Raw genomic sequence first — 19,272 nt, 5'->3', positions numbered from 1 at the left:
GAGTATCGTCACCGGCAATCGACGCATCTGCGCCGAGGTGACGTTGCCTTCGGAGGGGGAGGTCGACGTGGACGTTCGGGCCACCCGACGCGGCGTTCCAGCCGCCGTCCTCTGGGGTGCCCTGGGAGTGCTCGCCTGGGCGACTCTCGCCGTCTTCCTCGGAGGCGGGTCCGCGCATGCGGACGACCGCGACGATGGCCCACTCGACGGACTCACTTCGCTCGTCGGCGACACCGTGTCGAGCGTGACAGCTCCCGTGAAGCCGGTCGTCACGGAGGTTGTCGCTCCGGTCGTCACGAAGGTGGTCGCGCCGGTCGTCACCAAGGCCGTCGCCCCCGTCGTCACCACGGCCGTCGCCCCCGTGCAGCAGACCGCACCGGCGGTCGTCGAGACCGTCACGGAGACCGTCGCCGCAACTCCGGTCGTCGGCACCGTGACAGCGCCCGTCGTGCAGGCGGTCACGGAGACGGCGCACGACGTGGTCGCCCCCGTCACCGCGGTGCTCTCCGACGCGCCGGTTTCGCAGATCACCGATCCACTCCTCGACACCGTCGCCGACCTTCCGCTCGTCGGAGGACTCGTCACCGATCTCGGCGTGATCACCACCGTCGACGATCTGGTCGACGTCGTCGACGACACCACGGCCATTCTCGGCGGCGCGGTGGATTCGACCGTCCCGCCCGTGCTCGACGCCCTGGACCCGACGACACCCGATCCCGCACCGGGTACCGGAGTGGTCGTGGGCCCCTCGACGCCCGGCGCCACCACGGTCGCGCCCAGAGATGAGGCCGCGCCCGGACCGGCGCCGCTCTCGGCGTCGTCCCGGGTGCTCGCCGGCGCGGCATTCGTCGCGACCGCTCCGACGGTGTCGACCCGGTCTTCCGACACGGTCGGATCCGGCGCCGACGCCACCGGTGCGCCCGAAAACTCTCCCCCAGGAACCCTCCCGGGCGGCCCTGTTCCCGCGTCTTCCTCCGCCGGTTCCGGCGGAGGGTCAGGCGCTACCCACGCGCGTCTCAGCGACGTGGATCCTTCTCCGCTCCGTGCTGGCGAGCGGACCTCCGGCGCATCCGACGACGCTCTTCCGACGTCGCCGGTCGCCGACACCGACGTCTCTCCTGACTGACGGACCGTCACGTCGTTCCCTCGGGGACGACAGACGCCGTGCTGCGCGCGCACGTCGATCGCGCGCACCCATCAGACGATCCCATCATCAGTCAGGAGAACGATCATGCGCACGTACATCAAGCGGGCCCTGTGGGGCACGCTCATCGCCGGGGGCATCACGCTCCTCGGTGCGACGACCGCCAATGCGGCCGAGACGACCGGAGAGGACGGGCTGCTCTCGGGCACCCAGGCGGAGACAGCGATCACCGCCCCGATCACGGTCGTCGGCAACGCGATCTCGGTGCTGGGCGACACCGTCGTCTCCGCACCGGCACCCGCGCCCGCACCGGCACCCGCGCCCGCACCGGCACCGGCACCCGCCCCTGCACCCGCACCCGTCACCAGCGGGTCGGACGGCACGGCATCCGGCACCCAGGCCGTGGTGACCGTGAACCTTCCCGTCACCGTGTCGAACAACGCGGTGAGTCTGGTCGACGACAGCGCCTCGACCAGCGCCCCGGCCGCGGCTCCCCAGACCCCGGCTCCCCAGTCCGGGACACCGGCCGAGGCGCCTCTCGTGACCACGAACGGCGTGGACGGCGTGCTCTCGGGCACGCAGGCGCTCCTCGCGGTCAACGCACCGATCGCGGTCACGGGGAACGCGATCTCCCTGCTCGGCGACAGCGCCAGCACCGGCACGGGCACGCAGGGAACCGCAGCACCGGCACCCGCCACCCCCACCGACGCAGCCACCTCCGGCGAAGACGGCATCGGCAGCGGCACCCAGGTCACCGCCCCCGTCACCGCACCGATCACGGTGTCGGGGAACGCGATCTCCCTCCTCGGCGACAGCGCCAGCACCGGCACGGGCACGCAGGGAGCCGCAGCACCGGCACCCGCCACCCCCACCGACGCAGCCACCTCCGGCGAAGACGGCATCGGCAGCGGCACACAGGTCACCGCCCCCGTCACAGCACCGATCACGGTGTCGGGGAACGCGATCTCCCTCCTCGGCGACAGCGCCAGCACCGGCACGGGCACGCAGGGAGCCGCAGCACCGGCCACTCCGGCCACCGGCGGGAACACCACCAGTGGTTCCGACGGCGTCCTCGGCGGCACCCAGATCACCGCACCCGTCACCGCCCCCGTGGGCGTGACCCGCAACGCGATCTCACTGCTCGATGACGCGACCGTCACCGGCACCGGCGGGAACACCACCGCACCGGCCACCCCGACCACCGGCGGCATCACCACCAGCGGTCTCGGCGGGCTCCTCGGCGGCACCCAACTGGCACTGCCGATCAGCCTTCCGATCACGCTCGGCGGCAACGCCATCTCGGTGCTCGGCGAGGCCACAGTGACGGACCCGGGCACGGACCCCGGTACCGACCCCGGCACCGACCCGGGTACCGACCCGGGAACGGATCCCGGCACCGACCCCGGAACTGACCCGGGAACCGACCCGGGAACCGACCCCGGAACGGACCCCGGCACTTCGACCGGTTCCGCCACCGCTTCGGGCGCGGCGTGGACCGGCCAGTCGACGGGGCTCGCGATGACGGGCGGGGCCTCATCGGCAGGGCTGATCGTCCTCGCCATGATCCTGCTCACCCTCGGAGGAGCGGGCCTTCTGCGACGTCGCGGAGCGTCGGCGTAAGGAGAAACGCCGGCGGTGCGGCTGTCCTCGGGGGAGGAGACCCCGCACCACCGGTGCGCCGACGCGTCATCACCCACCCCATCGCGACGGGTTCGTAGCCCCCAGCTCCCCGTCGCCCGACGCCGGCGCAGAACGGGCGGATGCCCCGTGGAAATCCCACCACGGGGCATCCGTCGCGCCCGCGCGAAGCATCCGAGGTCCACTTGTCGGGAGCCTGGGCAGATGCAAGGAGAAAGTAGCCTCGAACGCCGCCTCCGGACGGATTCTCCCGACAGGTGCACCGCCAACCGGCGAGGAGGAAGCGCGGGAAGACCGAGTCAGGGAATGTCGTCGACCTCACCGTAGGGGATGATCGCCGCGCGATACCGCTCCACGAGGTCACGCCATCCGAACCCCTCGGTGTACTCGTGCTCGTAGACCGCCTCCGTGAAGTGCCAGAGCAGATACGGGTGCGCGCCCAAGCCATAGAGCGCACCGTAGTCACGGTTCACGAAGGCGACACGCTCCTCCGGCGTCAGCACCCGGTCGTCCGCGACGGCGTCCGTACCCGCTCCTCCGGCGAGCCAACGATCGACGAAGCCCTCGGTGTCGGCCACGTACGCGTTCACGTTCGCGGTGCTCATCTCGACGGCGCGGATGAACTTGTTCATCATGTATCGGCTCACGACGCGGCCCCCCACAGGAAGAACGGACTGGAAGCGAAGCGCGAGGTCGTGGCCTCGGCGAGCTCCGCCGGTCGACCCTGCATCGCGGCGAGCGCGGCGACGATGTTCACGTACTGATAGGTGACGTTGCCCGCTGCCATGATCCGGTCGAATCGGCACCCGGCGATCGCTCCTTCGAGGTCGCCGTCACGCATCCAGGCGACGGCCTCGGCATCGAACTCGGGATCGGGGGAGCCGTTGAACGTGCGCGGTCCCCCGACGTCCGTGGCCATGTGCCCCGAGGTGAGCAGCCCCACCCTCGCATCGTTGTCCCACGACTCCACCGCGGTGCGCAGGTGGTGCCCGAGAGCGGCGAAGCGCGCGGCGGTCGGCAACGGCGGCAGGATCGAGTTCGCATGGATCGGCACGATCGGCAGGTCGAGCTCGGGCCGCACGTACTGCAGCGGGAGCACGAAGCTGTGGTCGAGGCGCCACTCGTGCGACACCGAGAAGTCGATCGTCTCGGGCAGCACCTCGCGGCCGGTGATCTGCGTCGCCAGCTCGGGGCTGCCGGTCAGCTCGGCGTACTCCATGCCGAAGGTGCGCACCTCGTTCTCGTAGGTCCCGTGGTACGACGCAGCCCGGCCGACGATGAACGCAGGCGAGTTGTCGGAGAAGAACTGGCGCACGTGATCGGTGCCGAGCACGATGAGCGTGTCGACTCCGGCATCGGCGATGGCCTCGCGGATGCGCCGGAAGTTCGCCTCGACCGCGACCAGATCATCGGGCATCGGCTCACGCATCGCCCGCCACAGCAACGGGTTGTGCGGGGTCGCGGCGGCCATGACGAGTTCAGCCACGATCGGCTCCTTCCCGGGTGCTCACAGTCGGAACAGCTTCCGTGCGTTGTCGAGCAGGATCTTCCGGCGCGACTCCTCTTTCAGTCCGAGCGCGTCGAACTCGGTCATCCACCGATCCGCGGTCATCACGGGCCAGTCCGACCCGAAGAGGACACGGTCGGAGATCAGCGAGTCGGCGTAGCGGACCACTTCCGGCGGCAGATACTTCGGCGCCCAACCGGACAGATCGAGGTACACGTTCGACTTGTGCCAGACCATCGCGAGGTTCTCGAGGTGCCACGGCCAGGCCGGGTGGGCGCTGATGATATTCAGTTCGGGGAACTCGGCAGCCACGTCGTCGATGTACGGCACCGGGCGGGCGTTCTCGAGCCGGTAGCCGCCACCGCCCGGGGTGCCCGCGCCGGCTCCGGGGAAGCCGGAGTGGAACATCACCACGAGTCCGAGTTCGGCGCAGGTCTCCCAGATCGGGAAGAACCGCCGATCGTTGGCGAGGAACTTCTGCCGGGACGGATTGAGCTCGCCGACGCCCTTGATGCCGTACTCGTCGTGCATCCGTCGGATCTCGGCGACCGCGGCCTCACCCTTCCACGGGTCGATGCCGGCGAAGGCGAGGAAGACGTCGGGGTGGTCCTGCTGCGCCTTGCCGAGGAGATCGTTCGGCGCACCCTTGATCCCGCTCGTGGTCTCCGAGTCGGAGTTCACGATGACGGCCATCATCTTGCGTTCGCGATACTGATCCGCCTGCTCGGCGAAGGACACGACCGGCCGCTCTCGCCCGAAGTGGGCGGCCATCTGGGAGTGCCTCCGGCCCATCGCGGCGATGAACTCCTCGGTCTGCGGGTGGGTGTGGACGTCGATCGCGACGAGGTCGTCGATGCCGGGCATCAGGCAGCCCCTTCCTTCGCTGGTGCGGGTTGGGAGTCGGTGGCCAGGGATCCGGACCGCAGCCCGGTCAACGCTTCGGTGTCGGCCCCGAGTGCGGGTGCATAGCGCAGCTCCGGCCGACCGGAACGCTGGAAGCGGATGCTGGGGGCCGGGACGCGCAGTGCGCCGTCCGGCCCGTCGATCTCCTCGACCAGCCCCATGCTCGCGATCTGCGGGTCATCGAACAGATCACCCATCGTGTTCAGCGGCCCATGCGGGATGTCGTGCGCGGCGAGCCGGTCGAGCCAGTACGGGCGGGGACGGGTCGCCGCGATCTCCTTGAGCACCGCGTCCAGCTCGTCGTAGTTGCGCACGCGCCCCTCACGGGTCGAGAAGCGCGGGTCCTCGGCGAGGTCGGGCCGCTCCAGGACGTCGAGCAGTCCGGTCCAGAACTTCTCCGGCACCGACATGTGGATCACGAAGGCCTTGTCGTCTGACCCCCGGCACGCGTAGGCCTGCGCCCGACGCGGCCGCGAATCGGGCGAGGAGACCTGCCCCGTCTCGAGGAAGGCCGACGCCGACTCGGTGAGGAAGTCCAGCAGTGCGCCGACCATCGTGACCTCGACATGCTCCCCGACCCCACTCACATCGCGAGCGTGCAATGCGGCGAGCACCGCTTGCACGGCCGACATCCCGGAGAGCAGATCGGAGAACGCCGGACCGAGCGGGCGGATCGTGGACGCGGGGACGACCTGGCTGTACATGCCGCCGGTGGCGGAGATCACGGTGTCGTAAGCGGGACGCTTCGCGGCAGGGCCGGTGGGACCGAAACCGGTGATGGAACACGAGATGATCCGCGGGTTGCGGGCGTGCAGGTCCTCCGGACCGAATCCGAGCCGTGCGGCGACACCCGGACGGAAGTTGTCGAGCACGATGTCCGCGTCATCGACCAGGGCGAACAGCGCGGCGAGGCCCTCAGCGCTCTTCAGGTCGAGCACGACCCCTCGCTTGCCCCGGTTGTACGCAGCGAACTGCGGGCTCATCGTCGCCCGCCCCTCCCATCGGCGCATGGGGTCGCCCTCGGGCGATTCGACCTTGACCACGTCGGCACCGAGGTCGGCCAACAGCTTCGCCGCGAACGGACCCGAGATGTACTGACCGAGTTCGATCACGCGGATCCCGGCCAGCGCTCCGGCGCCCGGCAGTGCAGTGCTCATCACGTCTGGTCTCCTCTTCGATACCGAGGGCGGTCATCGCACATCGACGATGACCTTCCCCTCGCCCTTGCGGGGAAAGTCGCGATACGCCGTGGCGACGTCGTCGAACGCGTAGCGGCTGCCGACGAGCGAGGGCAGCGCACCGGCAGCCGCGAGTGCGAGCGCCTCAGCCACATCGTCGTAGCGGGCACTGGCCACGCCGGCCAGCCGCTTGCGGCGCAGGTAGAAGTCGCGAGCATCGATGCGCAGATCGCTGTCGACGGAGGCGGCGCAGAACACGGCTCTGCCTCCCCACCGCAGGGCCGAGATCCCGGCGCTCAACGTCGGAGCGTGCCCGGACACGTCGAGGACGACGTCGAAGCCCTCTCCCCCGCTCACCGCAGAGGCCAGAGCCGCAGCATCCTGAGCCTGGATGATCTGCTCCTCGCCGAGCGCCGTGAGGGCACGGCGAGACGCGGCGACGACGTCCGCGCCGCGCGCGAGGGCGATCGCGACCGCCGCGCGGCCGAGTGTCCCACCGGCACCCGTGATGAGCACCCGCTCGCCAGCCGTGAGTGCGACAGTGCGGACGGCGTTGATCACGATGGACGCGCTGTGGACGACGGCGGTCGCCTGCGCGGCGTCGAGGCCCCGACGGTCGATCGCGTTGCGGGCGGGGGTGACGACGAACTCCGCTGCTCCCCCGTCGCGATGCACGCCGACGACGGCCTGACGCGGGCAGTCGGCCTCATCTCCTGCCTGGCAGTGCGCACAGACACCGCAGGCGATGTTGGGCTTGACCACGACGGCCTGGCCGACGCGCTCCGGATCGACACCCGCTCCGACTGCGACGATCTCGCCGGCAGGATCGATCCCGAGGATGCGCGGCAGCTGTGCCTGCGCGCCCGGCCCGGTTCCGGCGATGACATTGAGGTCGAGCTGATTCACCCCGACGGTGTCGACACGCACGAGCACTTCGCCGGTGCCGGGCGTCGGCACAGCCGTCTCCGCGACGGTCAGGCCGTCCAGGTCATGGCGGCTCAGCACGGCAGCTCGCATCTTCACCTCTTCATCGCGGGAATCTGTTTCGGATACTGTATCCAATTTTCATCGCAGGCGTCTAGACCCTGTTCGAGCACGATATCCCGCAAACCATGGACACCGGAACTCAAATTGGATACCGTATCCCAAAATCCGCGTGAGGCGCCCCACTCCACGGAGGAGTCGCACGCACTTGCCCGAATGGAGAGTCATGCGCACGACACGAAACAGACTCGGCCTCGCCGTGGTCGGCGGCACAGCAGCACTGATGCTGCTCGCCGCCTGCGCCTCGCCGACACCGACACCGGAAGGCCCCGTCGAGCTCGGCGACGGCGAACCCGGAGCCGCCGAAGACACCGACATCACGGTGGCGATCCCCTTCCCCGACATCACGATGTACTCGATGTACGTCCTCGCGACGGATCTCGGCTACTACGAGGAGGAGGGCCTCACCGTCGAGGTCATCACCGCCGACAACGTCACCGCCGCCGTCGCCAGCGGCAGTGCCGACATCGGCGTCGAATCCACCGGCACCGTGATCGACGCCATCCGCGGCGGCGTCGAGATCGACCTGGTCTCCGGGCACTACTGCCGGCAGAACTTCGACTTCGCGGTGCAGTCCGACATCGAGAGCGTCGAGGACCTCGACGGCACCTCCATCGTGCTGGCGGGCACCCCCGGCGATCCGGCCGAGTTCCAGCGAGCCCAGGTGCTCAAGGAGGAGGGCTGGGACGTCTCGTCCGTCAACACCGAGGTCGTCTACCCCGGCCCCGGGTCGGAATCGTGGACGGAGTTCTTCGTCAACGACAAGATCTCGCTGCAGCCCTTCTACGCCGATGATCGCGCCGCCCTCGAGGAACACGGTGCGAACATCGTCGTCGAGTCGCTGCGCAACTGGGCCAACGACGTGCAGATCGCCGGCACCCAGTGGGCGCAGGAGAATCCGAACACCTTGGTCCGGTTCCTGCGCGCCACGCTCAAGGGCACCGACTTCATGACGGCTCCCGCGCCCGGCGAGTTCCCCGAGAACGCGGAGGAGGCGCTGGACATCTACGAGGCCAACGACTTCGACGTCGCGGAACTGCGTGAGTCGGACAGCGTCTGGATCCTCGACGGACACCTCGCCTGCCCGAACCTGTACTTCGACGGCGAGGCGTGGGACACCACCATCGAGACGCAGAAGCTCGAGCCGCTCGACTTCGACGACGCTCAGCTGGCGTACCTGTTCAAGGCTCAGGAGCTCCTCGGCCTCGACAACGCAGGACCGGCGACACTGCCCTACCCGTGACCGACAGACTGTTCCCGTCGCGAAAACGCACGCTACCTCGCTGTTTGGCGTGACATATCGCGACGGGAGCAGCTTTCGGCACCCGTCACACGAAGAGGCCCCACCGTTGCGCATGGCGGTGGGGCCTCTTCGCGTGTGCGGCGAGCCGCGCCCGGGGCGCGCACCCGGGCCGCGCACCCGGGGCTCGCACCCGGGGCTCGCACCTGCAGGTTGCGGGACGGAAAGCGCACCTTCGAGGTGTGTCTCAGGTGCGGTTTTGATCCCGCAGCACGAAAGAGGCGGACGACGCGACGAAAGACCCGGCCCCCGTCGCGCATGAGACGGGGACCGGGAGTCGAAGTGGCGGATCAGCCGACGATCTTGCGCTCGTCGTACCAGGGCGCGAGCCGGCGCCGGAGAACCGAGATGAGCAGCAGCGTGAGGTTCGCGATGATGACCATCACCACGACCATCGCGATCGCCTCATCCATCCGGAACTGATAGGCGGCGAACTCCAGCAGGTGGCCGAGGCCGCCGGTCCCGCCGAGGAACTCACCGAGAACCTCTCCCGTGAAGCCGAGCGCAGCACCGCGCTGGATCCCGGAGAGGCTGTAGGGAAGCGTGGCGGGGAAGATCACCTTCCAGCCGAGTCCGATCCCCTTGGCGCCGTACACCCGTGCCGCGTTGACGAGCGATGGGTTCACGGTGACCGCACCCTCCATCGTGTTCAGCAGGATCGGGAAGACGGCGAGCAGGATCACGAGGGCGATCTTCGACTCGCTGCCCAGCCCGAGTCCGAGGATGAACAGCGGGGCCAACGCGACCTTGGGGGTCGAGTACAGCACCCACAGGAACGGCGCGACCATGAAGCGCAGCACCGGCGACCAGCCGACCGCGAGCCCCACGACCACGCCGACGACGATCGCGATGGCGAGGCCGATCAGGAGGTTCGTGACGCTGAACACGAACGCCGACCAGAACTCCGGGTCGACCATGAGCTGACCGAACGCGACGGCGATCGCACTGGGGGCCGGCAGGAACGCGGCGGGTATCCACTGGAACCAGCTGACCACCGCCTCCCAGAGGAGCAGCACCGCGGCGACGACGCCGATCAGGAGCAGCGTCCACCTGCCCTCCCCGGAGCGCACCACGCGCCGTGGCCGCACGATTCGGACCGTTCCGGTTGCCGAGACCACGCTCATCGCTTGCCCTTCCTCGTCCACGGTGCGACGCCGCGTTCGATGGCCGTGACCACCTGCGTCATCCCCACGCTCCACAGCACGACGACCGCGATCGCCGCGAACGCCTGATCGGTCTGATACGTGTTCGAGGCGCGGATGATGAGTGCGCCCATGCCGCTCGAAGAACCGGCGAGCTCCGCCACGACCATGCCGATCGTGGCGAGCACCACCGCCTGCCGGAGGCCCGCGAACAGGAACGGGATCGTCGACGGCAGGTAGACCGAGCGGTACAGCCGCATCCGTCCCGCGCCGTACACGCGCGCGGCACGGATGATGGAGGGGTTCGTGGTGCGCATACCGGCGGCGACGTTGAGCAGGATCGGGAAGATCGCACTGATCGTCACGAGGAAGATCACCGGACCGATCCCGAAGCCGAACCAGGCCTTCGCGAGCGGCTGATACGCGATCGACGGCGTGGCGTAGATCGTCCAGGCGATCGGCCCGATCACCCGATCGACCGGGAGCGAGGTGCCCATGAGGAGTCCGACCGGGATGCCGACGACCACGGCCAGCGCGAAACCGGTCAGCCATGCCTGCGCCGAGACACCGGCGTTGGCGGCGAGTGATCCGTTGGCCACGATCTCACCGAACCCCTGCGCGATGGCCAGGGGCGGAGGGAGGAAGACCGGGCTGATCCACCCGAGCACACCCACCACCAACTGCCACAGCACGAGGAGGATCACGACCTCGACCGCGATGACGGCGGCCTTGCCCCTCGCGCTCAGCCCGGCGAGCCAGGCGGCGACACCACCCCTGCCGAGATTCGGACCGGTGGCCAGGAGCGCGGTCATTTCGACACCGCCGCCGCCGTCGCCTCCCCTTCCAGCGCCTCCCAGAGGTGGTCGCGGAGTTCGAGGAAACGTGGGTCGTGCTGCACCGAACGCTCCGAGCGCGGGCGCGGGATGTCGGTCGTGATGATCTCCTTGATCGCCCCGGGGTGGCTCTTGAAGACGACGATGCGGTCGCCCAGGAGGATCGCCTCCTCGATCGAGTGCGTGATGAAGAGGACGGTCTTGCCCGTCGCCTCGATGAGCTTCTCGATCTCGTCGCGCATCACCTCGCGGGTCAGGGCATCGACGGCACCGAGCGGCTCGTCCATCAGCAGGATGCGCGGCTCGGCGACGAACGCGCGGGCGAGGCCGACACGCTGCTGCATGCCGCCGGAGAGCTCTCGGGGATACGAGGACTCGAACCCCTTGAGGCCGACCATGTCGATGGCCTCCTGCACCTTCGCCCGCCAGTCGGCGGTGCGCAGGCCCTTCTGCATCTCGAGTCCGAACTTCACGTTGTCGAACACGGAGCGCCAGGGCAGGAGCGCGTAGTCCTGGAAGACGACGGCCCTGTCCGGCCCTGGCCCCTCGACCTGCTGCCCATCGACGAGGACGGATCCGGTGCTCGGCGCGACGAGGCCGGCGATGACGTTCATGAACGTCGTCTTGCCGCACCCCGACGGGCCGAGCACCGTGATGAACTCGCCCTCGAACACGTCGAGGTCGACGTTCTCGATGGCGATCAGCTTCTTCCCCGTCCGCGCGACGTCATAGCTCACCGAGAGCCCGGTGACCGAGATCAGCGGATCCGCCGAGTCCCGTACGGTGTGGTTCACGTCAGTCATCGTCGACCTCTCGTCTCATCGCCGCGCGTCGGTGCGCGGCTTATCGCAGCTTAGGAAGCACCTCGGTGCCGAGGAGTTCGATCTGCTCGAAGAACCGATCGAACTTGAACCGGAAGTCGAACACGAGGTGCTCGGTGCCGACCTCCTCGAACCGCCGGATCTGCTCGACGGCCTGGTCGGGGTCACCCACGATGAGCTGGCCCTCGAGGTCTTCGACGGTTTCGAAGCTGCCGGACGGCGGCTTCACCGCGAACTTGGCCTTGTTCGCCCAGGCGAGAAGCCCTGGGATGTTCACGTGCTTCAAAGCCTCCTCGCGCGTGTCCTCGATCGAGGTCGGCGGGATGACGGCGACGGTCGGCATCGGTCGGCCGTTCTCGTCGGTCATCTCGCGCATGGTCTGGATGCGCTTCTCCATCGTGAGGAGTCCGGTGCGCCCGGGCATCCACCCGTCGGCGAACTCCGCCGCGAGACGGGCCGAGCGCGGGGTGGCGCCGCAGTACCAGAACGGGATGCGTCCTCCCACGGGCTTCGGCTCGATGGTGACGTTCTCGAACGAGAAGATCCCGTCGTCGTAGGTGACGTCGTTCTCGGTGAAGACCCGGCGCAGGATCTCGGCGTTCGAACGCACCATCTCGACGCGGTCCAGGTCGCCCCAGCCGATCGCCTCGAACTCGTGGTCGAAGGTTCCGGCGCCGAAGCCGAGGATCAGGCGCGGGCCGAGCAGCTGCGTCATCGTCCCCGCCATGAGCGCCGTGACCAGCGGGTGACGGAACGGGATCAGCGATCCGGTGCCGAGCTCGATCTTCTCGGTGACGGCGCCGATGGCGGTGAGGGTGGTCAGCGCGTCGTAGAACGTGCGGTTCGGCTTCTCCATCTCCCCGTGCGGTTCGAAGACCAGGTGGTCGCGCACCCAGACGGAGTCGAATCCGAAGCTCTCGGCGAGCTTCGATCCCTCCAGGAGCTTCTCCTTGCTCGCTTCCTCGCCGAAGTGCGGCAGCAGCAGTCCGAATTTCATGTCAGTTCCCTTCCGCGGCGAACGCCGCCCTGTCTTCCGCCGATGCGGCGAGCTTTCCGAATGTGCGGTCGCCCGTGACCTCGTCGCCGACGTAGACGTCGACGCCGCGCACGAGGGTGCGCTGGATGCGGGCACTGATGGTGCGTCCGTCATACGGGGTCCAGCCGATCTTCGACAGCACGCCGTCGTTGGTGATGGTCCACTCCTCGGAGAGGTCGGCGATCACGATGTCGGCGTCCGCCCCGATGGTGAGAGATCCCTTGACCCCTTCCAGGCCGAACTTGGCGGCGGGGATGTGGGCGACCATGTCGATCGCGCGCTGCAGGTCGAGCTCACCCTTGTTCACGGCGTCGAGCATGAGCTCGTAGTAGTACTGGATGCCGGGCGTGCCGGTGTGCGAACTCCACATCTTGGTCCACCCGACCTCCTTCTCCTCGCGGGTGTGCGGGGCGTGGTCGCTCGCGGCGATGTCGATCGTCCCGTCACGCATGCCCTCCCAGACGGCGGCGCGGTTGTCGTCGGGCACCCAGTAGCTGAGCGCGTACGGTCCGAGTGTCTCGACGTCATTCCACGTCGACAGGAACGGTGCCCAGTGGTTGACCTCGCAGGTGACGTCGATGCCGTTCTGCTTGGCACGGCGCACGGCCTCGATCGAGCGTCGGGTCTGGATGTGCGCGATGTGCACGGGGCAACCGGAGGCCTCGGCGAGACGCAGCACGACGTCGATCGCGGTGTCCCAGATCACGCCCTCGCGAGCCGCGTAGGCCGAGGCGTAGCCCTCCGGGGTGTTCTCGCCACGGGCGAGGTAGGCGCCCTCGATGTAATCCATGAGCGCCTGGTCGTGCGGGTGCACGATGAAGCGCTTGCCGGTCTGGGCGATGTGATCCATGATCTCGAGCAGGTGCCCGTGGTTGTGGATGCCGGTACCGGAGGGGTGCGGATAGTCGCGGCCGGTGTCGACGACCATGTAGATCTTGTACGCCCGGATCCCCATCTCGCTCATGCCGGCGATCTCGTCGAACTTCGTCGGCGCGGGGTTGTGGTTCCAGTCGACGATCGATGATTCCTCGTACCGGCGGAACACGTCGGTCAGCGTCGCGACGTCGGTCGTCGGCGGCTTGAGGTTCGGCATCCCGAACATCGTGGTGACGCCGCCGGCCGCAGCCTGCAGGCTCGTCGTGTAGATGTCATCCTTGTGCTCGTAACCGGGTTCGCGGGTGTGCACATGCACGTCGACCATTCCGGGGAGCACGAGCTTTCCCGCGGCATCGATCGTGCGGGCGGCCGGGATCTCGGTGCCTCCCGCGACGATGCCGGCGACCTTGCCGTCGGCGACGAGCAGGTCGGCCTGCACCGGCCCTGCGGGGGTGACGACGGTGCCACCGGTGATCTTCAGATCCACGCTCATCGCGCGACCTCCTCTTTGCTGACGGATTCTGTGGTGATGGACTCGCCGACCGCAGGCGACGGCGACGACCGGTGGATGAGATGCGCCGGCCGCACGTACCGGTCGAACCACTCGACGATCACCGGAGTGGTCTGCTCCCAGTAGGCGTCGTAGGCGGCGTAGTGGGTGGTGTGCCGCTGCATGATGAGCTGCTTCGGGCCGCGCGCGGCCTCGTACAGCGCTTCGGCGTGGTCGGTCGGCGTGGTCGCATCGCCTTCGACGCCGATCACGAGCAGCGGCGTGGTCAGACGGGACGCCGCTTCGATGGGCCGGTAGGCGAGGATGCCCTCGGCGCACGCGAGCGGGACGGCCGTCGGGATGCGGTCGTCGACATCGGCCTTGATCGTGGTGGCGCGACGTTCGGCCGTGGGGATCATGATCTCCTCGCGGGGGTGCACGATCCGCCCCTTCCCCTCGGTGACGCGCAGACGGCGGTCTTCGGCGAGGGAGTTCTGGAAGTCGAGCCATTCGTACTCGCTGCGCATGCGGTGCAGCCAGTCCTCACCGTCGGCGACGGGCACCTGGCTCACAGCGGCCTTGATGCGCGGGTCGGCGTCGGCCAGGAGCACGGCGTTGCCACCTCCCGTCCCGCCCGTTCCGAACACCCCGATCGCGTCGGCGATCACGTCCTCGCGCGTGGTGAGGTAGGTCACGGCGTTCACGAGGTCCTCGAGCTGCCAGGCCGGGGACAGGTAGCCGCGGTCGCCCTCGGAGTCGCCGAAACCGCGGTAGTCGATCACGAGCACGGCGAAGCCCGCCTGGACGAGGGCTTCGTGATAGCGGACGTAGAGCTTGGCATCTTTGAGCCCGAGCCAGCCCGGCCCCTGCACGAGCGCACGGTAGGGGCCCGCGTGATCGGGGGTGCGCCACACGGCGGAGATGCGCTGACCCTCGCTGAAGTACGAGACGGGTGTGGTCTGCATGGGTTCCTCTCGGCTGAACGCGGCGTCGCGATCGGCGATCTGCGCCGCTGCGGTGGGGCGATTCCCATCATCACCCATTTTGGATCCAGAATCCAGTATTGATTTGGATCCAGAATCCGCGCTAGCATGACCGCATCGCGTCGACCCGATTGGCCGACGCCGGTGGTCCCGACTTGGACTGCGAACGTGCTCTCGCTTGCGCCCTTCCCTTCCTCGTCTTCCGGAGAACCATGCCTGCCACCACCCGCGCCCTCGCCGCCACCCCGCTCCTCGCCCTCCTCGTCGCCGCCGGATTGAGCGGATGCAACGGCGCTCCCGCAGCCCCCGCCGCTGCCGCCGATCCGAAACCCCTCGTCCTCGACAACTGCGGCACCGAGGTGCCGGTGGAGGCCGCCCCGCAGCGGATCCTCACCATCAAGTCCTCGACACTCGAGCTCGCCCTGGCGCTCGGCGCCGGCGACCGCATCATCGGCTCCGCCTTCTCCGACGGGCCCCTGCCGGACGATCTCGCAGCGAGCGCGGAGGGCATCGACGTCGTCTCCGACAAGGTGCCGTCGAAGGAGGCTGTGCTCGAGCTCGAGCCCGACCTGGTGTTCGCCGGGTGGGAGTCGAACTTCTCGGTCGACGGTGCCGGCGAGCGCGCCGACCTGCAGAAGCTCGGCATCACCACCTACGTCGCGCCCGCCGCCTGCAAGGCGCCGGGCTACATGCCCGACCCGCTCACCTTCGACGCCGTCTTCGACGGCTTCGCCGAGGCTGGCCAATTGCTCGGCGAGCAGGATGCCGCGTCCGCGCTGATCGCGGAGCAGCGCGCCGCCCTCGACGAGATCGCCCCGGACGACCGCGGACTCACGGCGCTCTGGTACTCCTCGGGCACGGACCAGCCCTTCGTCGGTGCGGGCATCGGGGCACCGCAGATGATCATGTCGGCAGCCGGCCTCGACAACGTGTTCGCCGACGTGCACGACACCTGGACGTCGAGCTCCTGGGAGCTGATCGCCGAGGCCGACCCCGACGTGATCGTGCTGGTGGATGCCGCGTGGAACACCGCGGAGTCCAAGATCGCGCTGCTCACGTCGAACCCGGTCACATCCGAGCTCGACGCCGTGCAGAACCAACGGTTCGTGATCGTCGACTTCCCCGCCACCGAGGCGGGGATCCGCAACGTCGACGCCGTGGAGTCGATCGTGACCCAGCTCGGAGAACGATGAGCGTCACTGTCCCGTTGCGGGCGGCGGTCCCGGTCGCGGCGACATCGACCGCCCAGCCGAGACGGCGGCGCGCGGTCTCTGCCATCGCCGTGCTGCTGCCCGCCCTCGCCGCCACCGTGATCGCGGCCGTCGCGATCGGACCGGCCGACATCACCCCCGGGGAGCTCCTGGCGAGCGTGTGGTCGCACCTGACCGGGGCGGCCAGCGGCCTCACCCCGATCCGCGACGCGATCATCTGGGAGGGACGCGTGCCCCGCGTGCTCACGGCGGCCGCCGTCGGTGGTGGTCTGGCCCTCTGCGGTGCTGTGATGCAGGCACTCACCCGCAACCCGCTCGCCGATCCGTATCTGCTCGGGCTGTCGTCAGGCGCGTCCACAGGGGCGGTGATCGTGATCGTCCTGGGCGCCGCGGTGGCGCTGCCGTTCGCGGCCTTCGCCGGTGCGGTGCTCGCTCTCGTGCTGACGCTCGCCCTTGCCCGCGCCGCCGGCTCCGCGGGACCGACCGCCGTCGTGCTCGCAGGTCTCGCGGTGTCGGCCGTGCTCGCCGCATTGACCAGCCTGGTGATCTTCTGGAGTGCGACGAACGACAGCTACCGCGAGATCCTCAGCTGGCTGCTCGGCTCACTCGGCGGCGCGGACTGGGCGGATGCGACCTTGGCCGGTGTCGCCGTGCTCGTCTGCGCCGTCCCCCTGCTGGCGTCGGCCCGTCCGCTCGACAGTCTCACGCTCGGGGACACCGCCGCCGAAGCCCTGGGCGTGCCGGTCACCCGGATGCGGGTGCTCCTCTTCCTCTGCACGGCCCTCTTGACCGGTGCGCTGGTCGCGGTCAGCGGCTCGATCGGATTCGTCGGGCTGATCCTCCCGCACGCGGTGCGCGCGGTCGTCGGCGCCCGGCATCGCGCGCTGCTGCCGGTCTCGTTCCTCGCCGGGGCGGTGTTCCTCATCTGGGCCGACACCATCGCCCGCACCGTGTTCGAACCGCGCGAGCTCCCGGTCGGAATCGTGACCGCACTCATCGGCGGACCGGTGTTCGCGCTGCTGATGCTGCGGATGCGGAGGAACCGGACATGACCGATCACCGAGACGGGCTCGACGCGCGGCGCATCCGCTTCCGTCGCGACGATCGGCTCATCCTCGACGGGATGCACCTCACCGCGCCGGGCGGGGCGGTGACCGCTCTGCTCGGCCCGAACGGTTCGGGCAAGAGCACGCTGTTGCGACTGATCGCCGGCACGCTGCGCGGCGAGGTCGAGTCCGCCTGCCTGCACGGGGACTCGCTCCTGACGATGAAGCGCCGGGAGCGCGCGCAGCGGGTGGCCCTGGTGGAGCAGGAGTGGTCGGCGGCCGAGGGAATGACAGGACGCGACATCGTCGCACTCGGGCTCCTTCCGCACCGGGGCTGGCTGTCGTTCGAGAGCGAGGCGACGGACGCCGCGGCCACAGAGACGGCACTGCGCCGTGCCGGTGCCCTCGCGTTCGCCGACCGCGATGCGGCGACCCTCTCCGGCGGCGAGCGTCAGCGCGTGAACCTCGCCAGGGCCCTGGCGCAGCGTCCGGCACTTCTGCTGTGCGACGAACCGACGAACCATCTCGACATCCGCGCCCAGCTCGACGCCCTCACGCTGCTGCGCTCACTCGCCGGGGACGGGATGACCGTCTTCGCGGCACTGCACGACCTGAACCATGCGGCGGCCTTCGCCGATCGGATCGTGGTCGTCGCGAACGGTCATGTGCAGGCGGCCGGGTCGCCACAGGAGGTCCTCACCCGCGAGCTCATCGCCCGGGTGTGGAACGTCGACGCCGTGGTCCTCTCCCGACCGGACAGCGATCGCCCCCTGATCGTGTTCGATGAGGCGCCGGTTCCCGTCCTGGGACGGTGACGATCGCCTGGACTAGACGAGCAGAGCGCGCGACGGCGCGGAGTCCGCAGCGAGGACGAACGCGCTCAGCCGCCGGGAGATCTCTTCCGCCTCTGCTTCCTGCCGGTGCAGGAGCTCGTGGGTGAGACGGTCGGCCGGCTTCGGATCCGGCGACCCCTCGAACGACATGGGCAGCGCCGCGCATTGCGTGTGCCCGCAGAGCAGATGCGCCAGTTGGTGGACCACGACGTGCAGCCGGTACCACCGCGGGTCGGACTCCCGGAGGAGGATCCGCGCGCGATCACCGTACACGAGCACGAAGGGCGCGATGCACGCCCACTCCCCCTCGCCGAGCAGCTCGACCTCGATGTCCACCCCCTGCAGGACCGACACCCGGTCCGTGATGCACTCCACACTTGCGCCGCATTCGACTTCCAGCTCCTCGAAGAGCTGAGTCACTCCGTTTCGTCCGTTCATGAGGCCCCTCCGCCCGATGAGCTCGCACCGTGATCGGCCGAGCATTGCTCCCACTAATGAGACGGGTCGAGGGCACGTCTCATTACGCCGATATATTGGCGACTTTCGTCCAGATCTCTCGCCGAACGTCTAAGGTCCGGGGGCGGAATCACCCGGCCAGTCGCTGGCCCACGAGGTACTGGTGCACGGCCTCACGGACCAGTTCTGCTTGTCGCGCACCCCTCTGTGCACGCAGTTGCTCGAACGCCTCCCAGTCCCGATCGGAGAGCGTGGCTCGCACTGTGCGCGCCGTCGCCGCACGCTGGGGCTCCGCACCGATGCGGGGACGGCCCCGGCGAATCTCGCCCTCCATTGCCTCGACCGATCCGTACTCGGCGATCGCGAACTCACGGCCAGCGGCAGCGGCCGCCTCGCCGGTCAGCGCGGGACCTACGGCCGTGAACGTCGCGTCCGGGTCCGCATAGCGATCGCTCAACGCGTCGTAATCGATGTTCTTCCCACTCATTCCGGATTCTCCTCTCGGTATCGCCGGATCGCCGGCCCCAACTGCATGACGTGAAAGATGACCGCCTCTCGTCCGGAACCGTCCACAGCCACCCGCACGATCACCTCAAGCTCGCGCTCGGTCTGTCCGTGCTCGGGACCGATGAAGAGCCGGTTGACCGTGCCGTCACCGTTGTCCTCCATGTCGCGAACATAGTTCGGATGCAGGAGCGCATACATGACATCTCGACGATCGACACCGTGCTTGCCCGCCGACTTCGCCCAGGATGGTGCCACGGCCTCGATCTTATCCAATCCGAGCCAATAAAGTAAGCCGATAAAATGGACCGAGACGCACGCCCGAAC

The 19,272-nt window shown here is 68.9% G+C and carries 20 protein-coding genes; 6 read left to right on the top strand and 14 right to left on the bottom strand.

Going from position 1 to position 19,272, the window contains the following annotated elements:
- Positions 1 to 67 precede the first annotated feature (67 nt).
- Complete coding sequence (locus tag LVJ59_RS11605) at positions 68 to 1,126, top strand: hypothetical protein (protein WP_232763119.1); 1,059 nt, start codon at positions 68 to 70, stop codon at positions 1,124 to 1,126.
- A gap of 105 nt (positions 1,127 to 1,231) precedes the next feature.
- Positions 1,232 to 2,764: a chaplin family protein gene (locus LVJ59_RS11600; protein ID WP_232763118.1), complete on the top strand. Its 1,533-nt coding sequence runs from the start codon at positions 1,232 to 1,234 to the stop codon at positions 2,762 to 2,764.
- Positions 2,765 to 3,081: 317 nt separating this feature from the next.
- On the opposite strand, the gene LVJ59_RS11595 is transcribed toward LVJ59_RS11600, so the two are convergent.
- From LVJ59_RS11595 to LVJ59_RS11575, 5 genes are read right to left on the bottom strand one after another with little or no spacing between them, the layout of a single operon-like run.
- Positions 3,082 to 3,417 (bottom strand): hypothetical protein, encoded by a 336-nt coding sequence (locus LVJ59_RS11595; protein ID WP_156118325.1) that lies wholly within the window; start codon positions 3,415 to 3,417, stop codon positions 3,082 to 3,084.
- 8 nt (positions 3,418 to 3,425) lie between these two features.
- Positions 3,426 to 4,268: a hypothetical protein gene (locus LVJ59_RS11590; RefSeq protein ID WP_232763117.1), complete on the bottom strand. Its 843-nt coding sequence runs from the start codon at positions 4,266 to 4,268 to the stop codon at positions 3,426 to 3,428.
- Between the two features lie 21 nt (positions 4,269 to 4,289).
- On the bottom strand, positions 4,290 to 5,153 hold the full coding sequence (locus LVJ59_RS11585) for an amidohydrolase family protein (RefSeq protein ID WP_047524697.1): 864 nt from the start codon (positions 5,151 to 5,153) through the stop codon (positions 4,290 to 4,292).
- On the bottom strand, positions 5,153 to 6,349 hold the full coding sequence (locus LVJ59_RS11580; protein ID WP_232763116.1) for a CaiB/BaiF CoA-transferase family protein: 1,197 nt from the start codon (positions 6,347 to 6,349) through the stop codon (positions 5,153 to 5,155). The genes LVJ59_RS11585 and LVJ59_RS11580 overlap by 1 nt, the downstream gene beginning before the upstream one ends.
- A gap of 33 nt (positions 6,350 to 6,382) precedes the next feature.
- Positions 6,383 to 7,387, bottom strand: a complete 1,005-nt coding sequence (locus LVJ59_RS11575; protein ID WP_232763115.1) for an alcohol dehydrogenase catalytic domain-containing protein — start codon at positions 7,385 to 7,387, stop codon at positions 6,383 to 6,385.
- A gap of 193 nt (positions 7,388 to 7,580) precedes the next feature.
- Here LVJ59_RS11575 and LVJ59_RS11570 point away from each other — a divergent pair, with 193 nt between their 5' ends.
- Positions 7,581 to 8,657 carry an ABC transporter substrate-binding protein gene (locus LVJ59_RS11570; RefSeq protein ID WP_232763114.1) on the top strand — a complete coding sequence of 359 codons (1,077 nt, stop codon included), beginning with the start codon at positions 7,581 to 7,583 and terminating at the stop codon, positions 8,655 to 8,657.
- Positions 8,658 to 9,004: 347 nt separating this feature from the next.
- On the opposite strand, the gene LVJ59_RS11565 is transcribed toward LVJ59_RS11570, so the two are convergent.
- From LVJ59_RS11565 to LVJ59_RS11540, 6 genes are read right to left on the bottom strand one after another with little or no spacing between them, the layout of a single operon-like run.
- Complete coding sequence (locus LVJ59_RS11565; protein ID WP_131493192.1) at positions 9,005 to 9,838, bottom strand: ABC transporter permease; 834 nt, start codon at positions 9,836 to 9,838, stop codon at positions 9,005 to 9,007.
- Positions 9,835 to 10,668: an ABC transporter permease gene (locus tag LVJ59_RS11560; protein WP_232763113.1), complete on the bottom strand. Its 834-nt coding sequence runs from the start codon at positions 10,666 to 10,668 to the stop codon at positions 9,835 to 9,837. The genes LVJ59_RS11565 and LVJ59_RS11560 overlap by 4 nt, the downstream gene beginning before the upstream one ends.
- Complete coding sequence (locus tag LVJ59_RS11555; protein ID WP_232763112.1) at positions 10,665 to 11,492, bottom strand: ABC transporter ATP-binding protein; 828 nt, start codon at positions 11,490 to 11,492, stop codon at positions 10,665 to 10,667. Before LVJ59_RS11555 ends, LVJ59_RS11560 begins: the two co-directional genes overlap by 4 nt.
- Before the next feature lie 40 nt (positions 11,493 to 11,532).
- Positions 11,533 to 12,507 carry an LLM class flavin-dependent oxidoreductase gene (locus LVJ59_RS11550; protein ID WP_131493186.1) on the bottom strand — a complete coding sequence of 325 codons (975 nt, stop codon included), beginning with the start codon at positions 12,505 to 12,507 and terminating at the stop codon, positions 11,533 to 11,535.
- 1 nt (position 12,508) lies between these two features.
- The gene (locus LVJ59_RS11545; RefSeq protein WP_131493184.1) at positions 12,509 to 13,915 is read right to left on the bottom strand and encodes a dihydroorotase family protein; all 1,407 of its coding nucleotides are present in this window, start codon (positions 13,913 to 13,915) and stop codon (positions 12,509 to 12,511) included.
- Positions 13,912 to 14,877, bottom strand: coding sequence for an alpha/beta hydrolase (locus LVJ59_RS11540; protein ID WP_232763111.1), 966 nt, complete (start codon positions 14,875 to 14,877; stop codon positions 13,912 to 13,914). The genes LVJ59_RS11545 and LVJ59_RS11540 overlap by 4 nt, the downstream gene beginning before the upstream one ends.
- A 230-nt stretch (positions 14,878 to 15,107) precedes the next feature.
- Between LVJ59_RS11540 and LVJ59_RS11535 the strand changes: the two genes are divergently transcribed.
- From LVJ59_RS11535 to LVJ59_RS11525, 3 genes are read left to right on the top strand one after another with little or no spacing between them, the layout of a single operon-like run.
- Positions 15,108 to 16,088, top strand: coding sequence for a putative F420-0 ABC transporter substrate-binding protein (locus LVJ59_RS11535; RefSeq protein WP_232763110.1), 981 nt, complete (start codon positions 15,108 to 15,110; stop codon positions 16,086 to 16,088).
- Positions 16,085 to 17,158: a putative F420-0 ABC transporter permease subunit gene (locus LVJ59_RS11530; protein ID WP_232763109.1), complete on the top strand. Its 1,074-nt coding sequence runs from the start codon at positions 16,085 to 16,087 to the stop codon at positions 17,156 to 17,158. The genes LVJ59_RS11535 and LVJ59_RS11530 overlap by 4 nt, the downstream gene beginning before the upstream one ends.
- Positions 17,155 to 17,967 carry an ABC transporter ATP-binding protein gene (locus LVJ59_RS11525; protein ID WP_232763108.1) on the top strand — a complete coding sequence of 271 codons (813 nt, stop codon included), beginning with the start codon at positions 17,155 to 17,157 and terminating at the stop codon, positions 17,965 to 17,967. Before LVJ59_RS11530 ends, LVJ59_RS11525 begins: the two co-directional genes overlap by 4 nt.
- Before the next feature lie 12 nt (positions 17,968 to 17,979).
- On the opposite strand, the gene LVJ59_RS11520 is transcribed toward LVJ59_RS11525, so the two are convergent.
- The 3 genes from LVJ59_RS11520 to LVJ59_RS11510 all read right to left on the bottom strand — a co-directional run bounded on the left by LVJ59_RS11520 (position 17,980) and on the right by LVJ59_RS11510 (position 19,203).
- Positions 17,980 to 18,423 carry a hypothetical protein gene (locus LVJ59_RS11520; protein WP_232763107.1) on the bottom strand — a complete coding sequence of 148 codons (444 nt, stop codon included), beginning with the start codon at positions 18,421 to 18,423 and terminating at the stop codon, positions 17,980 to 17,982.
- 148 nt (positions 18,424 to 18,571) lie between these two features.
- Positions 18,572 to 18,928, bottom strand: a complete 357-nt coding sequence (locus LVJ59_RS11515) for a hypothetical protein (protein WP_232763106.1) — start codon at positions 18,926 to 18,928, stop codon at positions 18,572 to 18,574.
- Positions 18,925 to 19,203: a hypothetical protein gene (locus tag LVJ59_RS11510; RefSeq protein ID WP_232763105.1), complete on the bottom strand. Its 279-nt coding sequence runs from the start codon at positions 19,201 to 19,203 to the stop codon at positions 18,925 to 18,927. Before LVJ59_RS11510 ends, LVJ59_RS11515 begins: the two co-directional genes overlap by 4 nt.
- Between the last annotated feature and the right edge of the window lie 69 nt (positions 19,204 to 19,272).

This window comes from Microbacterium sp. KKR3/1 (assembly GCF_021272365.1).
In the GTDB taxonomy this organism is placed as follows: Bacteria; Actinomycetota; Actinomycetes; order Actinomycetales; family Microbacteriaceae; genus Microbacterium; species Microbacterium aurugineum.
This window is presented reverse-complemented; position numbering and strand designations above follow the sequence as displayed.

Bases quoted from the DNA above. Each gene is read 5' to 3' on its own strand.
- LVJ59_RS11535 (WP_232763110.1), top strand. From the start codon at position 15,108: ATGCCTGCCACCACCCGCGCCCTCGCCGCCACCCCGCTCCTCGCCCTC.
- LVJ59_RS11530 (WP_232763109.1), top strand. From the start codon at position 16,085: ATGAGCGTCACTGTCCCGTTGCGGGCGGCGGTCCCGGTCGCGGCGACA.
- LVJ59_RS11520 (WP_232763107.1), bottom strand. From the start codon at position 18,423: ATGAACGGACGAAACGGAGTGACTCAGCTCTTCGAGGAGCTGGAAGTC.
- LVJ59_RS11545 (WP_131493184.1), bottom strand. From the start codon at position 13,915: ATGAGCGTGGATCTGAAGATCACCGGTGGCACCGTCGTCACCCCCGCA.
- LVJ59_RS11540 (WP_232763111.1), bottom strand. From the start codon at position 14,877: ATGCAGACCACACCCGTCTCGTACTTCAGCGAGGGTCAGCGCATCTCC.
- LVJ59_RS11560 (WP_232763113.1), bottom strand. From the start codon at position 10,668: ATGACCGCGCTCCTGGCCACCGGTCCGAATCTCGGCAGGGGTGGTGTC.
- LVJ59_RS11585 (WP_047524697.1), bottom strand. From the start codon at position 5,153: ATGCCCGGCATCGACGACCTCGTCGCGATCGACGTCCACACCCACCCG.
- LVJ59_RS11575 (WP_232763115.1), bottom strand. From the start codon at position 7,387: ATGCGAGCTGCCGTGCTGAGCCGCCATGACCTGGACGGCCTGACCGTC.
- LVJ59_RS11555 (WP_232763112.1), bottom strand. From the start codon at position 11,492: ATGACTGACGTGAACCACACCGTACGGGACTCGGCGGATCCGCTGATC.
- LVJ59_RS11595 (WP_156118325.1), bottom strand. From the start codon at position 3,417: ATGATGAACAAGTTCATCCGCGCCGTCGAGATGAGCACCGCGAACGTG.
- LVJ59_RS11580 (WP_232763116.1), bottom strand. From the start codon at position 6,349: ATGAGCACTGCACTGCCGGGCGCCGGAGCGCTGGCCGGGATCCGCGTG.
- LVJ59_RS11565 (WP_131493192.1), bottom strand. From the start codon at position 9,838: ATGAGCGTGGTCTCGGCAACCGGAACGGTCCGAATCGTGCGGCCACGG.
- LVJ59_RS11515 (WP_232763106.1), bottom strand. From the start codon at position 18,928: ATGAGTGGGAAGAACATCGATTACGACGCGTTGAGCGATCGCTATGCG.
- LVJ59_RS11525 (WP_232763108.1), top strand. From the start codon at position 17,155: ATGACCGATCACCGAGACGGGCTCGACGCGCGGCGCATCCGCTTCCGT.
- LVJ59_RS11550 (WP_131493186.1), bottom strand. From the start codon at position 12,507: ATGAAATTCGGACTGCTGCTGCCGCACTTCGGCGAGGAAGCGAGCAAG.
- LVJ59_RS11600 (WP_232763118.1), top strand. From the start codon at position 1,232: ATGCGCACGTACATCAAGCGGGCCCTGTGGGGCACGCTCATCGCCGGG.
- LVJ59_RS11570 (WP_232763114.1), top strand. From the start codon at position 7,581: ATGCGCACGACACGAAACAGACTCGGCCTCGCCGTGGTCGGCGGCACA.